Genomic DNA, 14,395 nt, shown 5'->3' with positions numbered 1-14,395 from the left:
ACGTAGGGTCGGAGGCCGACTGCTTCCGTCGCGTGAAGATAGACAGAGATGCATGCATCCGGGCAGGATTCGGTGATGGACCGCCACACCGGACACGGGCGCCCCACGAGGTCGACCCGGCGCACGTTCCTGACCGCCTCCGCCGCGGCCACCGCCGCCACCGTCGCCGCCACCGTCGCCGCCGGCCCCGCCGCCGCCGAGGAGGCCGTCGTGCCGCCCGGCCCGGGCCATCCGGCAAAGCCGCAGCAGCCCGGCCGCGAACTGACCGCGCTGCTGCGCGAGGTCGACCGGGCGCGGATCGAGGCCACCGTACGCCGGCTGGCCGCGTTCGGCACCCGGCACACCCTCTCCAGCCAGGACGACCCGGTCCGGGGCATCGGCGCCGCCCGCGACTGGATCTACGAGCAGCTCTCCGGGTACGCCGCCGCCTCCGGCGGCCGGATGACCGTCGAACTCCAGTCGTACGTCCAGCAGCCCGCCACCCGGATCCCCACCCCCACCCGGATCACCAACGTGGTGGCCACCCTGCGTGGCGACTCCAGCCCGAACCGGGTCTACGTGATCACCGGCCACTACGACTCGCGCGCCACCGACGTGATGGACGCGGTCAGCGACGCCCCGGGCGCCGACGACGACGCCTCCGGCGTGGCGGTGGTGCTGGAACTGGCCCGGGTGCTGGCCACCCGGCGTACCGAGGCCACCATCGTCCTCGCCGCCGTCGCCGGCGAGGAGCAGAACCTGTACGGCTCGACGTACCTGGCGAAGCAGCTCAAGGCGGCCGGCGCGGACGTGCAGGGCATGTTCAGCAACGACATCATCGGCAGCAGCACCGCCGACGACGGCACCCGGGACCCGCGTAGCGTCCGGCTCTTCGCCGAGGGGGTGCCGACGGCGGAGACCTCGTCCGAGGCGAGCACCCGGCAGTCCGTGGGCGGCGAGAACGACTCCCCGTCCCGGCAGCTCGCCCGGTTCGTCACCGACGTCGCGGACAACGGGGCCACCGGGATGCGGGTCCGGGTGATCTACCGCCGGGACCGCTACCTGCGCGGCAGCGACCACATCTCGTTCCTGCGCGAGGGCTGGCCGGCGGGCCGGTTCACCGAGCCGGCCGAGGACTTCGCCCACCAGCACCAGGACGTCCGGGTGGTCGACGGCGTCCAGTACGGCGACCTGCCGGAGTTCTGCGACTTCGACTACATCACCCGGGTGGCCCGGGTGAACGGCGCGACGCTCTGGTCGCTGGCCCAGGCGCCGGGCACCCCGAAGCGGGTCACCGTCGTCACCACCAACCTCACCAATGACACCACGCTGCGCTGGCAGCGCGGCGACGAGCCGGACCTGGCCGGCTACGAGGTGGTGTGGCGGGAGACCACCGCGGCCGACTGGCAGAAGGTCCTCGCGGTCGGCGACGTCACCGAGGTGACCATCGCGCTGTCGAAGGACAACGTCTTCTTCGGCGTACGGGCGGTGGACCGGGACGGACAGCGCAGCCCGGTGGCCTTCCCGAAGCCTGGCAGCTGACGACCGGTTCACCCGGACCGGGTGGGGTGTCCTCACCCGGTGGCGGCGGAGGGTGGTGGGACCGCGAGAGCCGAGGGAGGAAACGACATGGCGGTCCGGACCACGGTACGTCCCTCGCCCGAGGACGTGTTCCCGATCCACCCCGCGTACGGCTACCGGATGCGGCGACAACGGCACCCGGTGGGCGTACGCGGTGGGCCGCGGTCCGCCCCGGGGGGACCCTGGCTGGACGACACCGCGCGGCACCGGGTACGCGCCCGCTACGAGCTGCGGGACCGGCAACTCGCCCGGGCCCTGGTGGCGGCGGTCAGTCAGCCCGGCGACTCGGCGGAGAACCTGGCCGGCCAACTGGAGCAGCGGATGGACGCGCTGGTGCACCGCGCCGGGTTCGCCCGCTCCATCAACGAGGCCCGCGATCTGGTCGCGCACAACACGTTCACGGTCGACGGCGGCAAGGTCAACCGGGCCTCGTACCTGGTCAGCCCGGGGCAGACCATCCAGGTCCGGCCGGACCGGCAGTGCCGAACCCCGGTGGCGGTCGCGATGGCCGGTCACGCCGAGGGCGACACCCCGCCGTACCTGGAGGTCCGGTCGGACCGGGGCACCGCGACGCTGACCCGGGAGCCGCAGCGGCAGGAGGTGCCGGCGCTGCGGGACGTCCCGCTCGCCGTCCAGACGATCGAGGGGAGCCCGCTGTGAGCATCCTGCCGACCGACCGGCGCGTGTCCAACTACCGGCAGCAGAGTCGCCGCCCGCAGCTCACGCCCCGGCAGCGCCGGCGCGTGGAGCACAAGGAGGCGAAGGTGCGACGGCTGACCGGGCAGCGCCCGGAGGCGCGCCGACCGTGATCAACTCCGGTTCCGGAGACGGCGGTGTCCGTGCTGGTGGATGCCGCCGTTTCCGCGATCCGGCGTCGACCACGAACGCGACGTCAGCCCGGTAGCGGCGCGGTGATCGCCCACCGCTCGTGGTCCCGCCAGGCGCCGTCGACGAAGAGATAGTCCGGCGAGTAGCCCTCCTGCCGGAAGCCCAGGCGGCCGGCCAGCCGCTTCGACGGCTCGTTGCCGGGCTGGATGTTCGCCTCCAGCCGGTGCAGACCGAGCGCGGTGAACGCGTGCGCGACGACCAGCCGGACCCCGGCCGAGGCGTGCCCGGTGCCGGCGTACGGCCGGAAGGCGGCGTAGCCCAGGTAGCCGCCGCGCAACGCGCCCATGACGATGCCGCTGATGTTGGCGTAGCCGGCGATCTCACCGGTGGCCACGTCGCAGAACAGGTAACCGGAGTCGTGCCGCCCCCGGATCTTGCGCAGGTACGCCGCGAACCGCTCGGCGTCGTCGGGGGCCGACAGCCACGGGTGGTGCAGGTCCCGGCTGCGCCGGGCGGCGGCGACGAACTCCGCCTCGTCGGCGGGTCGCGGACGGCGGATGCCGACCCGCCCGTCGGTACGCAGGTATCTCACGTTGCCCCACTTTCGGCCACCGGCCCGCCCGCTGTCCAGTCGAGTTCGCGTACCCGGTCTGCCCACCGGCGTCCCGTCCGGGCGGGGTCACCACCCAACCGACGCCTGGGGGTCGCCCCTGCGTCATCTCGGCGTCCCCCCGGCGACGACTGGCTCCACCAGCGTGGTTTCGCGCCGGCACCCGCCGGCCGACCAGCCGAGGACCACCAGTGGACGACAAGCCGCCGCCACGCTGCGGCCGGGGGCCACGCTCGTTGATAAAAGGTCCAGCGAGCTGCGGACCCTGAGGAGCGCCCCGATGACCGGCCCCGACGTCAGCGTCGTCGTACCCGTCTACAACACCCTGCCGTACCTGCGGGCCTGCCTCGACTCGCTGCTGCGCCAGACCATCGGCCCCGAGCGGATGGAGATCGTGGCGGTCGACGACGGCTCCACCGACGGCAGCGGGCGGTTGCTCGACCGGCTCGCCGCCCGGCACCCCGGCACCCTGAAGGTCACCCACCAGGCCAACTCCGGTGGCCCGGCCGCCCCCTGCAACCGGGGCCTGGAGCTGGCCACCGGCCGGTACGTCTTCTTCCTCGGCTCCGACGACCACCTGGGCCCGGAGGCCCTGGAACGGCTGGTCGCCGCCGCCGACCGGCACGGGTCGGACGTGGTGCTCGGCAGGGTGGTCGGGGTCAACGGCCGGCACGTCTTCTCCGACGTCTTCGACGGCGGCAACGCGGTCGACGTGGACCTCTTCGGCTCCGCGCTGCCCTGGTCGCTGGCGAACACCAAGCTGTTCCGCCGCGAGCTGGTCGACCGGCACCGGCTGCGGTTCCCCGAGGACATGCCGGTGCTCAGCGACCAGCCGTTCACCCTGGCCGCCTGCTACCACGCGCGGCGGATCTCGGTGCTCGCCGACTACGACTACTACCACGCGGTGCGGCGGCTCGACGCCCGCAACATCACCTACCACAGCCGGATGGAGAAGCGGCTGGTCAGCGTGGAGAGGCTGTTCGCGTTCGTGGCCGAGCTGATCCCGGCCGGCCCGCGCCGGGACGCGGTGCTGCGCCGCCACGTCGGGCTGGAGCTGGCCAACCTGGTCGGTGACGACTTCCGCCGGCTGGACCGCGCCGAGCAGGAGCGGGTGCACGCGGTGGTCCGCCGGCTGGTCGAGCGGTACGTCACCGCCGGGCTGCGGGACCGGCTCGGCATCGAGGCCCGGCTGCGGCTCGGCGCGGTCACCGCCGGGGGCGTCGACGAGCTGCTCGCGGTCATCGACCAGGACGCCGCGCGGGGCGTACCGGCGACCGTGGTCGAGGGCGGTCGGTGGTACGCCGGCTACCCGGGCACCCCGGCCGGCTGGGCGGACGTCACCGACGTACGCGCCGACTGGCTGGCCAAGCTCGACACCGTCGAGGTGCGCTGGGACGGTGGCCACACCCTCGCGGTCACCACGCGCAGCCCTCATCCCCGGTTCGCCGCCGAGGCCGGACCGGTACGGCTGACGGCCGGGCAGGTCGCCGGTACCACCCTGCTGGACGCCACCGACCCGAGCGGCCGAACCGTCCGGACCGACTTCCCGGTCGACCGGCTCCTCGCCGCCAGCGCCGCCACCGGCCGGCGTCACCCGGTCCGGGCCGAGGTGACCGGCTCGCACGGCCACGGCAGCGCCCCGGTCCGCGCCCCCCGGCTCGCCGCCGGCCGGCCCCGGCTGCTCCGGCACGGCACCCGCCTGTACGGGGTGGCCGCCACCGTCGACCCGCGCAACGGGCAGCTCGTCCTCTCCGTGGTCCCGGTGACCGCGGGCCAACTGGTCAGCCGGCTACGCCGACGCTGGCGCCGGGCCGCGCCGGCAGCCGTCCACCCGGCCGGCTCCCCGGCGGCCACCGTCGGCGCCGTCAGCCAGCACGGGTGAGATCGGGTACGTCGTCCCGGCCTGAATCGCCCACGTCGGCGGCGGGCGATCCGCCGCCGGCCCGGGGCGAGCCGTCACAGCGGGCCCGGGTGGGGCTGGTCGAACGGCATCGGCACCTCCAGGTAGGTGGACCCGCGCACGTCCAGCCAGGCCCGGTCGGGCGCGCGGACCAGCCGCAGCATCACCCCGGTGCAGGCCGGACAGCGGGCGACCAGGCCGGGTGCGTGGGAGTAGACGTGCAGCCCGGCCATCGGGCCGACCGCGCCGCAGGACGCGCACCGTCCGGTGGCGGCGCTCAGGTCGACCGCGAAGAGTTCCCGCAACGGCCCGTCGAGCATGTTGCCGTCCACGTAGGACATGTCCGTCATGCGTCCTCCTCGGTGCTCAGCCGGTCGGACCGAAGCGTTCGGTCTTCACCCGCCGGGTCGGGTGGCCCAGCCCCACCAGCAGGTCCGCCACGGTTTCCACGAAGCCGGTGGGGCCGCAGACGTAGCAGCGGGGCTCCAGGTCGGGCGGCCAGCCGTGGGCGCTCACGTCGGCCAGGTTGATCCGGTGCGGATCGCCGCGCCATCCCTCCGGCGCCTGGCGGGTGTAGACGTACGCCACGTCGAGGCCGTGGTCGTCGCGGGCCCGGCGGCGCAGCTCGTCGGCGTAGAAGACGTCGGTGGGCGTGCGTACCGAGTAGATCAGCCGGAACGGCGTCCGGCTGCCGGCGGCGCGACGGGCCCGGACCATCGCCATCAGCGGCACCACGCCGGAGCCGCCGGCCACCAGCAGCACCGGCGCGGTCTCGTCGGTACGCCAGACGAACCAGCCACCGACCGGCCCGCGCACCTCCACCGGGTCGCCCTCGGAGTACACCTCGGTCAGGTACGGCGACACCTCGCCGTCGGGTACCCGCTGCACGGTCAGCGCGATCCGCTCGTCCGCCACGGGTGCCGCGAGCGAGTACGACCGGGCCGCCTGGTAGCCGTCGGCGGCGGTGAGCCGGACGTCGAGGTGCTGCCCCGGCAGGTGCCCCGGCCAGCCGGGCACGTCCAGCACCAGGGTCTGCGCGGTCGGCGTCTCGATCCGGCGCTCGGCGAGGCGGGCCACCCGCCAGGTCAGCGGTGTGGCGACCCGGCCGCCGGCGGTGGGCGCGGACACGTCAGTCGCCCTGGTAGCGCTGCTCGCGCCAGGGGTCGCCGTAGTCGTGGTAGCCGGCGGTCTCCCAGAAGCCCGGCTGGTCGTCGACGAGCAGCCGGACGCCGCGCACCCACTTCGCCGACTTCCAGAAATACAGGTGCGGGACGAGCAGCCGGGCCGGTCCGCCGTGCTCGGCGGGGAGCGGGCCGCCGCCGGCGGTGTGCACCACCCAGGCCCGACCGCCGCGCAGGTCGTCCAGCGGCAGGTTGGTGCTGTAGCCGCCGTACGAGTGGGCGAGCGCGTAACGGGCGGTGGTGTCGATGCCGTCGAGCAGGGTGTCCAACGAGACGCCCTGCCAGGTGGTGCCGAGCTTGGACCAGCGGGTCACGCAGTGGATGTCGACGGTGGGGGTCTCCTGCGGCAGGCCCATCAACTCGTCCCAGGACCAGCGGTACTCCGCGCCGGTCTCGGCGGTGACGACGAACTCCCAGGTGTCCAGCGGCACCTTCGGCGTCGGGCCGGCGGAGAGCACCGGCCAGTCCTCGACGAGGTACTGCCCCGGCGGCAGGGCCGGCTCGGCCGAGCGGGGCCGGCCCTGGAACCCCGGCGACACGATTCCCACCCGTCTGTCGTACCACCTGCCGGCGCACCGCCCGACCGCTTCCGGCCAACTCCCCTCAGCGGCGGGTGGCGCGCAGGCTGGTCAGGGTGACCACCACCAGCACGCCGATGATCACGCCGAGCGAGGCGAGCGTGGGGATCTGCGGTACGCCCGACCAGATGCCGTGCGCCCAGTGCAGGCCGAGCTTGACGCCGATGAAGGCGAGGATGACGGCCAGGCCGTAGCTGAGGTGCACGAGGCGGCTCAGCGCGGCGTACAGCACGAAGTAGAGCGCGCGCAGGCCGAGCAGGGCAAACGCGTTCGTGGCGAAGACCAGGTACGGGTCCTCGGTGATGCCGTAGACGGCGGGCACCGAGTCGACGGCGAAGACCACGTCGGTGGCGAACACCGCGACCACCACGAGGGCGAGCGGGGTGAGCGTCCGCCGGCCCTGCTCCCGGACGGTCATCCGGGTGCCCCGGTATTCGTCGACCACCGGCATGAACCTGCGGAGCAGCCGGACCGACCGCATCCTGTTGATGTCGACTTCCTGCTCGTGCCCGGAGAGGGCGTCGCGGAGCAGTTTGGCCGCGGTGGCGATCAGGACGACCGCGAAGATCAGGAAGGCGAAGTCGAGCGTCTGGAGCGCGGCGGCGCCGATGGCGATGAAGACCGCGCGCAGCACCAGTGCGCCGGCGATGCCGTAGAGCAGCACCCGCTGGGCGAGCACGGCGGGCACCGCGAACGCCGCCAGCAGCAGCATGAAGACGAAGAGGTTGTCGACCGAGAGGGACTTCTCCACCAGGTAGCCGGTGAGATATTCCACGCCCTGCGCCGAGCCGTAGCGGTACCAGAGCCAGCCGCCGAAGGCCAGCGGCAGGGCGATGTAGAACGCCGACCAGCCCAACGCCTCACGGAGCGACACCTCGTGCGGGCGGCGGGTGACCAGGAAGTCCAGTACCAGCAGGCCGAGCACACCGGCGATGGTCACCGCCCAGAGGGTGGGGGTGCCGATCGACGACAGCGCGCCAGCGGACAGATACGACAATTCGGGCACAGGGACTCCTCGAACACCATGTCATGTTCGAGGTCTCCTTCACCCACTTTCGTGGGCAACCACCCGGGGCGCGCCCGGGGCGTGCCGTACTGACCGGGATGATTCGTGGGAAGTACTCCCCTCGCCGCGCTCCAGGCTAGGGCAACCTCATCTCGTTTACCAAGTCGCCCGGCCGTCCTATCGTGGCGCCATGAGCAACCACGGGCCGCTCACCGGCGTACGGGTGGTCGAGCTGGCCGGCATCGGGCCCGGCCCCTTCGCCGCGATGATGCTGGCCGACCTCGGCGCGGAGGTGGTCCGCGTCGACCGCACCACCCCCGGCGGGTTCGGCGACATCCCCGGCGACCTGCTGAACCGCAACCGCCGCTCGATCGCCGTCGACCTCAGGTCGGCCGCGGGACGCGAGGTGGCGCTGGCCCTGGTCGCCGGCGCGGACGCGCTGGTCGAGGGCTTCCGGCCCGGGGTCACCGAACGGCTCGGCCTCGGCCCCGACGACTGCCTCGCCGCCAACCCCGGACTCGTGTACGGGCGGATGACCGGCTGGGGACAGGACGGCCCGCTCGCCCGCACCGCCGGCCACGACATCGACTATCTGGCGCTGACCGGGGCGCTGCACGGCATCGGCCGGGCCGGTGAACGTCCGGTGCCGCCGATGAACCTGCTCGGCGACTTCGGCGGTGGCGGGATGATGCTGGCCCTCGGCGTCGTCGCCGCCCTGTACGCGGTCCGCGCCGGCGCCCCCGGTCAGGTCGTCGACGCGGCCATCGTGGACGGGGTGTCGGTGCTCGCCACCCAGATCCAGGCGCTGCGCCAGGCCGGCAGGTGGCAGGACCCGCGCGGGGTGAACCTGCTCGACGGCGGGGCGCCCTTCTACGACACCTACGAGTGCGCCGACGGGCGGTATCTCGCGGTGGGTGCGCTGGAGCCGCGGTTCTACGACGAACTCGTCCGGCTCACCGGCTTCCCCGTCGACGGCGACGAGGCCCCGGACCGGACCGACCCCGCGAACTGGCCGGCGCTGCGCGCCGCGTGGGCGCGGCTGTTCCGTACCCGGACCCGGGACGAGTGGACGGAGCTGCTGGCCGCCACCGACGCCTGCGTCGCGCCCGTGCTGGACTGGACGGAGGCCCCGACACACCCGCACCTGGCCGCCCGGGGTGTCTTCGTCGACCACGGCGGGGTCACCCAGCCGGCCCCCGCGCCACGCTTCTCCGCGACCCCCACCTCCGTACGCCGGCCGCCGCCGCGGCCGGGCGAGCACACCGACGAACTGCTCGCGGAGGCCGGCTTCGACGCCGAGCGGATCGCCGCGCTGCGCGCCGCCGGCGCGGTCGCCTGACCCGGCGGATCCGGCCGCTCGCAACGACCGTCAGACCCCGCGTCGATGGACCGACCGTCGGCGGGTCGGCAGCCGCCGGGGCTCAGCGCCGCATCGCGCCGGGTGCCAGGGCCGGCTCCACCATGTCCCGGTAGTCGCGTGGCATCTGGACGACCACGTCGTCGAACTCGCCGCCGGTGACCGCCTCCCGCAGCGTGGTGAAGACGGCTCGCACCGCGTTCCGGGCGGCGTTGCCGTCGACACCGGCCCGCTGTCCCACCCGGGCGATGAACTCGGCCGCCCCGAACCGGTCGGCCGCCTCGGTGTCGGGGTGCGGCTTCAGGATCCGTTGCAGCGGCCTCGGCAGCTGCGCTGCCAGATCCAGCACCTCACCCCCGGTCAGCCGCTCGGCCAGGGTCTCCAACGTGGCCCGGGTCAGGCCGACCGCCCGTTCCGGAGATGTTCGGGCCCGCTGTGCGACCTTGTCGACGAAGGTCTCGTAATTCATCCGTCGTCCCCCCTCGCGGCTGCCTGGCGCCGTGCCGCCTACCCACCTCGGCGCGACGAAAACGACCGCGAAATTCGCGGCGGTCGTGCGTGACCGGCCGCCCGCCGGGTAACCGCCGCCGGTCGTGACCGCAACCACAGGCGCGAGGAGCCCGACCCATGGCGAGTTACACGGACGTCCTTGAGTACCTGTCGGCGCTGGACTACCCGGCCGGCAAGGACGACGTCATCCGCGAGGCCGAGCGGGAGGGCGCACCGCCGGACGTGTTGCAGGCGCTGCGGGCGCTACCTCCGGTGGACTACGCCAACGGCAGCGAGGTGGCCCGGTCGGCCGGCATCGACGCCGCTCCCGAGGTCGGCCGTTCCCAGCGCGCGGCGCAGTCCCGGGACAAGCGCCACCAGCGGGTCTCGCAGCACCTACGCGGCATCTGACACCCACCGGCGCGCGGAGCGGACCATCCGGCCGGGCACCTCACGGCCGGGCTCCAGCTCGCCGTGATGGGGCTGGTCGGGGCCGTCTGCGGTGGACTCGTCGGGGCGCTCACGTCGCCGGCGCTCGGCCCGCTGGTGGGCTGGGACGCCGCCGCGCTGGCCTGGCTGGGCCTGGTCTGGCACCGGCTGTGGCGGATGGACGCCGCGGCGGCGGCACGGCTGGCCCGGCGCGAGGACCCGGACCGGGCCGTACGGGACGTGCTGCTGCTGGCCGCCTTCCTGGTCAGCCTGTTGGCGGTCGGTGTGCTACCGACCGCCGGACGCCGGATGCGGCCCGGCCTCCCGTTGGACGCCAACCGCGGCGTGGGCGTACTCAGCGTGGTGGTGTCCTGGTTCGTGGTGCACACCGTCTTCACCACGCGCTACGCCCGGCTGTTCTACGGCGGTGAGCCGGGAGGCGTCGACTTCCACCAGAGCGAGCCGCCCTGCTCCGTGGACTTCGCCTACCTGGCGTTCACCGTCGGCTGCGCGTTCCAGGTCTCGGACACCAACCTGAGCAGCAGTGAGCTGCGCCGCACGTGCTGTGCTGTCGTATCTGTTCGGTGCGGTCATCGTGGCGACGGTGGTGAACCTGCTCGCCGGCCTGGCGAAATAGCGACCACGAACAGGCGGGCGCCCCGGGTCACGAACCGCGACCTGGGGCGCCACGCAACACCTGTCCCTGCCGCTCCGCGCCCGAACCGGGTCGCGACCGCCAGGCGGTGAGTGTTCGCCCGAACCGGGCGGGCATCGCTGCCACGATCATCATACGAGATGGGATCAGCCGAACGGGTGACTATCGCGAAACTGTGGCCAGGCGCACGTCGCGGCGGGTCAGCCGGTCAGCTCCGCGTACCGCTTCTCCAGGTCCACCCGGGCCAGTGCGCCCACCAGCCAGGCCAGCCGTTCCGACTCACCGCTGCCGGCAAGCCCGGCCAGGTCGTCGGCGGACCGTCCGAGACCGAGCCGGCGGGCCGCGGCGAGCGCCCGCCGGTCGGCGACCGGCGCCACCTCACGCCACACCGCCTGCGTCTCGCGCAGGAAGAGGTCGATCACCTGGTCGTCCACCCCGGGCAGAGCGGCGAGCAGTCGCCGCTCCCGAGCCGGATCCTGTTGCGCCGCCGTCCGCAGCCGGCGCAGGTCGCCCCGATAGCGGTCCACCACGGCACGGGCGAGGTCGCCGAGGGTGTCCGCGAGCCCGTCCACATCGCCCCGTTGACCGGCCTCGCGCAGTACGCGTACCCGGTCGGCGTGCAGCGACCGGGCCATCCGGGCGGCGCTGTCCCAGCCGTTGTCCCGCAACGCCTGCGCGGCGTCGACCGCCTTGCGGAAGTCTCCCCGTCGGGCGAGCAGAACGGACAGATAGAGCACCTGGAACAGCTGGGACGGGTTGTTGGTGACCCGGAACCCGTACCGTTCGGCGAACCCGCGACCGTCCCCGGCGAGCCGGCGGACCAGCCGCTTCTTCTCCTCGATGCTGGAAATCCCACTGGTCGGCATGCCCGGGTGTACCCGGACCGGGGCCGGGCATTCAGCCGAGCAGGCCACCGTGCCGGTCCCGGGCCTTCAGCCGGGTGCTGGGCAGCGCCGGGGCGGGCAGCGGAGGCGCCGGGTCGTCGGCGACCGTGCCGAAGCGTCGACCCGCCATCCAGTCCTCCCGGGCGGCGACGACCTCCTCGTGCGACCGGCCGACGAAGTTCCACCACATGACCAGGGGCTCCTCGAACGGGGTCCCGCCGAGCAGCAGCAGCCGACTGCCGGGGGCTGCGCGCAGGGTCAGCGCGTCCCGACCGGTGCCGAGATAGAGCAACGCGCCCGGGGCGAACGGCACCCCGTCCACCTCGGCGGAGCCGGACATCGCCAGCAACCCGTACTCGAAGTCGCGGCGCAGCGGCAGGCTGACCGGGGCCGACCCGCGCACCTCCAGCTGCGCCCCGACCAGCGGCGTGTGCACCACTGCCGGGGAACGCTCGCCGCCCAGCTCGCCGACCAGCAGCATCACCTCCAGGTCGCCGTCGCGCCACCCGGGAAGATCCGCGTGGTGGGCGAAGTCGGCCGCGCCGGCGCGGGCCGGGTCCGGCAGCGCCACCCAGAGCTGGACGCCGTGCATCACCGGCGGATGCACCACCGGGGACCGTTCCGAGTGGGCGATGCCGTGACCGGAGGTCATCACGTTGAGCTGTCCGGGGCGGATCGGTTGCACGTTGCCCAGGCTGTCCCGGTGCAGGATCTCGCCGTCGAGCAGCCAGGTGACCGTCTGGAGCCCGGTGTGCGGGTGCGGCGGCACCTCCATGCCCGGCCGTTCGGCGACATCGTCCGGTCCGAAGTGGTCGACGAAGCACCAGGCCCCGACCATCCGCCGCTGTCGCTGCGGCAGCAGTCGCCGCACCGTGGTGTAACGGCCGAGCGGCACGTCGTGGCCGGGCAGCAGCACGCTGCCCGGGTCCGTCGGCCCCACACCAGGTGGGACGGTCTGCGCCGGCAGGGATTCGGTACGGTCCACCGCCCGACTGTACGCGCTGGCTCCTCCGGCGGTCAGACAGTCAGGCGGGACCGCACCTTGGCCGCGCACCCCGACACCACGGACCGCGCGTCCAGCCCCAGGCTCTCGATCGCGACGAGCGCCGTGAACACCACGTCCGCCAGCTCCGCCGCGACGTCCTCGCGGGTGTGGGTCACGCCCTTGCGCGGGTTCTGCCCGAGCGTCCCGATCCACGCGGCGGCGGCCTCCCCCGCCTCCTCGGTCAGCTTGAGGATGCGGCAGGTCAGCTCGGTGTCTCCGACGCCGTTGGCGGCGTCCAGCCAGTCACGGGAGGCCCGGGCTGTGTTCCAGATCAACTCGTCCACCGGACCAGTGAACCCGATGGCGGTGATTATCGTGTGCGGTGACGGTCAGCGCGGACCGATACGGGGAGGACGACCGGGCTGCCCCGGTGACCGGAAGGGACGTGTCGGTGATGCCGGAGACCGTCGAGACGGTGTTCACGAGCGTGGTCAACCGCAACCCGGGTGAGCCCGAGTTCCACCAGGCGGTACGGGAGGTGCTGGAGAGCATCGGCCCGGCCCTGGCCCGCCACCCCGAGTACGCGGACGCGCGGATCATCGAACGGATCTGCGAGCCGGAGCGGCAGATCATCTTCCGGGTGCCGTGGGAGGACGACCACGGCCGGGTCCGGGTCAACCGTGGTTTCCGGGTGGAGTTCAACAGCGCGCTCGGCCCGTTCAAGGGCGGCCTGCGCTTCCACCCGTCGGTCTACCTGGGCATCGTGAAGTTCCTCGGCTTCGAGCAGATCTTCAAGAACGCGCTGACCGGCCTGCCGATCGGCGGCGGCAAGGGCGGGGCGGACTTCGACCCGAAGGGCCGCTCGGACCGGGAGGTGATGCGCTTCTGCCAGAGCTTCATGACCGAGTTGTACCGGCACATCGGCGCGCAGACCGACGTGCCGGCCGGCGACATCGGCGTCGGCGGCCGGGAGATCGGCTACCTGTTCGGCCAGTACAAGCGGATCACCAACCGGTACGAGTCGGGGGTGCTCACCGGCAAGGGCCTGGCCTACGGGGGCGCGCAGGTGCGCCGCGAGGCCACCGGGTACGGCGCGGTGTTCTTCGCCGAGGAGCTGCTGAAGCAGTGCGGGGAAAGCCTGGAGGGCAAGCGGGTGGTGGTCTCCGGATCGGGCAACGTGGCGATCTACGCCATCGAGAAGGTGCACCAGCTCGGCGGCCGGGTGGTGGCCTGCTCCGACTCCGACGGGTACGTGCTGGACGAGGCCGGCATCGACCTGGAGCTGCTGCGCGAGCTGAAGGAGGAACGCCGGGTCCGGCTCGACAACTACGTCCGGCACGTGCCGCACGCGGTGGCGGTCTCCGGTCGTACCGTCTGGGAGGTGCCCTGCGATCTGGCGCTGCCCTGCGCGACGCAGAACGAGATCGGCGGCGCGGAGGCGGCGGCGCTCGTGGCCGGCGGCTGCGTCGCGGTGGTCGAGGGGGCGAACATGCCCACCACCCCGGAGGCGGTCCGCATCCTGGCCGCGGCCGGGGTGAAGTTCGCGCCGGGCAAGGCGGCGAACGCCGGCGGCGTGGCGGTGAGCGCCATGGAGATGCAGCAGAACGCCAGCCGGGACTCGTGGAACTTCACCCAGTCGGAGGCGCGGCTCTGGGAGACGATGCGCGACATCCATGCCCGCTGCTGGGCCACCGCTGAGGAGTACGGCCTGCCCGGCGACTACGTGGCCGGCGCGAACATCAGCGGTTTCCGGCGGGTGGCGGAGGCGATGCTCGCGCAGGGCCTGATCTGATCGGCCACAGTGGATGGACGGATCGGGATGGTTGGCCGTTCGGCCGGCAGCGATTGACAGAGGTCGACGGCAGACCTAGGTTCAGGGACGCTACCAGCCGGTAGGCATCCGTCCCGCCCGGCCGCCCGGGTGGGCGGCACC

The 14,395-nt window shown here is 73.3% G+C and carries 17 protein-coding genes; 8 read left to right on the top strand and 9 right to left on the bottom strand.

What is annotated here, in order from left to right:
* The first annotated feature begins 75 nt into the window (after positions 1–75).
* The 3 genes from GA0070621_RS06175 (at position 76) to GA0070621_RS29430 (ending at position 2,369) form a co-directional block, all read left to right on the top strand.
* On the top strand, positions 76–1,521 hold the full coding sequence (locus GA0070621_RS06175; protein WP_091192259.1) for a M20/M25/M40 family metallo-hydrolase: 1,446 nt from the start codon (positions 76–78) through the stop codon (positions 1,519–1,521).
* Positions 1,522–1,608: 87 nt separating this feature from the next.
* The gene (gene rpsD, locus GA0070621_RS06170) at positions 1,609–2,220 is read left to right on the top strand and encodes a 30S ribosomal protein S4 (RefSeq protein WP_091192257.1); all 612 of its coding nucleotides are present in this window, start codon (positions 1,609–1,611) and stop codon (positions 2,218–2,220) included.
* On the top strand, positions 2,217–2,369 hold the full coding sequence (locus GA0070621_RS29430; RefSeq protein ID WP_157739871.1) for a hypothetical protein: 153 nt from the start codon (positions 2,217–2,219) through the stop codon (positions 2,367–2,369). The genes rpsD and GA0070621_RS29430 overlap by 4 nt, the downstream gene beginning before the upstream one ends.
* A gap of 83 nt (positions 2,370–2,452) precedes the next feature.
* Here GA0070621_RS29430 and GA0070621_RS06165 read toward each other — a convergent pair whose 3' ends face one another.
* Positions 2,453–2,980: a GNAT family N-acetyltransferase gene (locus GA0070621_RS06165; RefSeq protein WP_167666648.1), complete on the bottom strand. Its 528-nt coding sequence runs from the start codon at positions 2,978–2,980 to the stop codon at positions 2,453–2,455.
* Between the two features lie 298 nt (positions 2,981–3,278).
* Between GA0070621_RS06165 and GA0070621_RS06160 the strand changes: the two genes are divergently transcribed.
* Positions 3,279–4,880, top strand: coding sequence for a glycosyltransferase family 2 protein (locus GA0070621_RS06160; protein ID WP_167666647.1), 1,602 nt, complete (start codon positions 3,279–3,281; stop codon positions 4,878–4,880).
* Positions 4,881–4,954: 74 nt separating this feature from the next.
* Here the strand turns inward: GA0070621_RS06160 and GA0070621_RS06155 are convergent, their stop codons facing one another.
* The 4 genes from GA0070621_RS06155 to GA0070621_RS06140 form a co-directional block, all read right to left on the bottom strand.
* Positions 4,955–5,248 (bottom strand): DUF6510 family protein, encoded by a 294-nt coding sequence (locus GA0070621_RS06155; RefSeq protein ID WP_091202074.1) that lies wholly within the window; start codon positions 5,246–5,248, stop codon positions 4,955–4,957.
* Positions 5,249–5,264: 16 nt separating this feature from the next.
* Positions 5,265–6,026 carry a ferredoxin reductase gene (locus tag GA0070621_RS06150; protein ID WP_091192256.1) on the bottom strand — a complete coding sequence of 254 codons (762 nt, stop codon included), beginning with the start codon at positions 6,024–6,026 and terminating at the stop codon, positions 5,265–5,267.
* 1 nt (position 6,027) lies between these two features.
* Entirely contained in the window at positions 6,028–6,618 is a 591-nt protein-coding gene (locus GA0070621_RS06145) for a sulfite oxidase-like oxidoreductase (RefSeq protein WP_197673990.1), read from the bottom strand.
* A gap of 64 nt (positions 6,619–6,682) precedes the next feature.
* Positions 6,683–7,663 carry a TerC/Alx family metal homeostasis membrane protein gene (locus GA0070621_RS06140; RefSeq protein WP_091192253.1) on the bottom strand — a complete coding sequence of 327 codons (981 nt, stop codon included), beginning with the start codon at positions 7,661–7,663 and terminating at the stop codon, positions 6,683–6,685.
* 190 nt (positions 7,664–7,853) lie between these two features.
* Here GA0070621_RS06140 and GA0070621_RS06135 point away from each other — a divergent pair, with 190 nt between their 5' ends.
* Complete coding sequence (locus tag GA0070621_RS06135; protein WP_091192251.1) at positions 7,854–9,002, top strand: CaiB/BaiF CoA transferase family protein; 1,149 nt, start codon at positions 7,854–7,856, stop codon at positions 9,000–9,002.
* A gap of 82 nt (positions 9,003–9,084) precedes the next feature.
* Here GA0070621_RS06135 and GA0070621_RS06130 read toward each other — a convergent pair whose 3' ends face one another.
* On the bottom strand, positions 9,085–9,489 hold the full coding sequence (locus GA0070621_RS06130; protein ID WP_091192250.1) for a DUF2267 domain-containing protein: 405 nt from the start codon (positions 9,487–9,489) through the stop codon (positions 9,085–9,087).
* 158 nt (positions 9,490–9,647) lie between these two features.
* On the opposite strand from GA0070621_RS06130, the gene GA0070621_RS06125 reads away from it, so the two are divergent.
* Entirely contained in the window at positions 9,648–9,920 is a 273-nt protein-coding gene (locus tag GA0070621_RS06125; RefSeq protein ID WP_091192248.1) for a DUF2795 domain-containing protein, read from the top strand.
* Positions 9,921–9,986: 66 nt separating this feature from the next.
* Positions 9,987–10,685 carry a DUF1345 domain-containing protein gene (locus tag GA0070621_RS06120; protein ID WP_091192247.1) on the top strand — a complete coding sequence of 233 codons (699 nt, stop codon included), beginning with the start codon at positions 9,987–9,989 and terminating at the stop codon, positions 10,683–10,685.
* Between the two features lie 108 nt (positions 10,686–10,793).
* Here the strand turns inward: GA0070621_RS06120 and GA0070621_RS06115 are convergent, their stop codons facing one another.
* The 3 genes from GA0070621_RS06115 to GA0070621_RS06105 are packed head-to-tail and all read right to left on the bottom strand — an operon-like array spanning position 10,794 to position 12,806.
* Positions 10,794–11,459, bottom strand: coding sequence for a hypothetical protein (locus GA0070621_RS06115; protein WP_091192244.1), 666 nt, complete (start codon positions 11,457–11,459; stop codon positions 10,794–10,796).
* A gap of 31 nt (positions 11,460–11,490) precedes the next feature.
* Entirely contained in the window at positions 11,491–12,462 is a 972-nt protein-coding gene (locus GA0070621_RS06110; RefSeq protein ID WP_091192242.1) for a pirin family protein, read from the bottom strand.
* A 32-nt stretch (positions 12,463–12,494) separates the two neighbouring features.
* Positions 12,495–12,806, bottom strand: coding sequence for a pyrophosphohydrolase domain-containing protein (locus tag GA0070621_RS06105; RefSeq protein WP_091192240.1), 312 nt, complete (start codon positions 12,804–12,806; stop codon positions 12,495–12,497).
* 86 nt (positions 12,807–12,892) lie between these two features.
* Here GA0070621_RS06105 and gdhA point away from each other — a divergent pair, with 86 nt between their 5' ends.
* Positions 12,893–14,254 (top strand): NADP-specific glutamate dehydrogenase, encoded by a 1,362-nt coding sequence (gene gdhA / locus GA0070621_RS06100; protein ID WP_167666646.1) that lies wholly within the window; start codon positions 12,893–12,895, stop codon positions 14,252–14,254.
* Positions 14,255–14,395: the final 141 nt, after the last annotated feature.

Source organism: Micromonospora narathiwatensis, from assembly GCF_900089605.1.
GTDB classification, from domain to species: Bacteria; Actinomycetota; Actinomycetes; order Mycobacteriales; family Micromonosporaceae; genus Micromonospora; species Micromonospora narathiwatensis.
Note: the sequence above shows the minus strand (reverse complement) of the source record. Positions and strands in the feature narration are given on the sequence as shown.

Bases quoted from the DNA above. Each gene is read 5' to 3' on its own strand.
- GA0070621_RS06175 (WP_091192259.1), top strand. From the start codon at position 76: ATGGACCGCCACACCGGACACGGGCGCCCCACGAGGTCGACCCGGCGC.
- rpsD (WP_091192257.1), top strand. From the start codon at position 1,609: ATGGCGGTCCGGACCACGGTACGTCCCTCGCCCGAGGACGTGTTCCCG.
- GA0070621_RS06160 (WP_167666647.1), top strand. From the start codon at position 3,279: ATGACCGGCCCCGACGTCAGCGTCGTCGTACCCGTCTACAACACCCTG.
- GA0070621_RS06155 (WP_091202074.1), bottom strand. From the start codon at position 5,248: ATGACGGACATGTCCTACGTGGACGGCAACATGCTCGACGGGCCGTTG.
- GA0070621_RS06135 (WP_091192251.1), top strand. From the start codon at position 7,854: ATGAGCAACCACGGGCCGCTCACCGGCGTACGGGTGGTCGAGCTGGCC.
- GA0070621_RS06130 (WP_091192250.1), bottom strand. From the start codon at position 9,489: ATGAATTACGAGACCTTCGTCGACAAGGTCGCACAGCGGGCCCGAACA.
- GA0070621_RS06125 (WP_091192248.1), top strand. From the start codon at position 9,648: ATGGCGAGTTACACGGACGTCCTTGAGTACCTGTCGGCGCTGGACTAC.
- GA0070621_RS06120 (WP_091192247.1), top strand. From the start codon at position 9,987: ATGGGGCTGGTCGGGGCCGTCTGCGGTGGACTCGTCGGGGCGCTCACG.
- GA0070621_RS06115 (WP_091192244.1), bottom strand. From the start codon at position 11,459: ATGCCGACCAGTGGGATTTCCAGCATCGAGGAGAAGAAGCGGCTGGTC.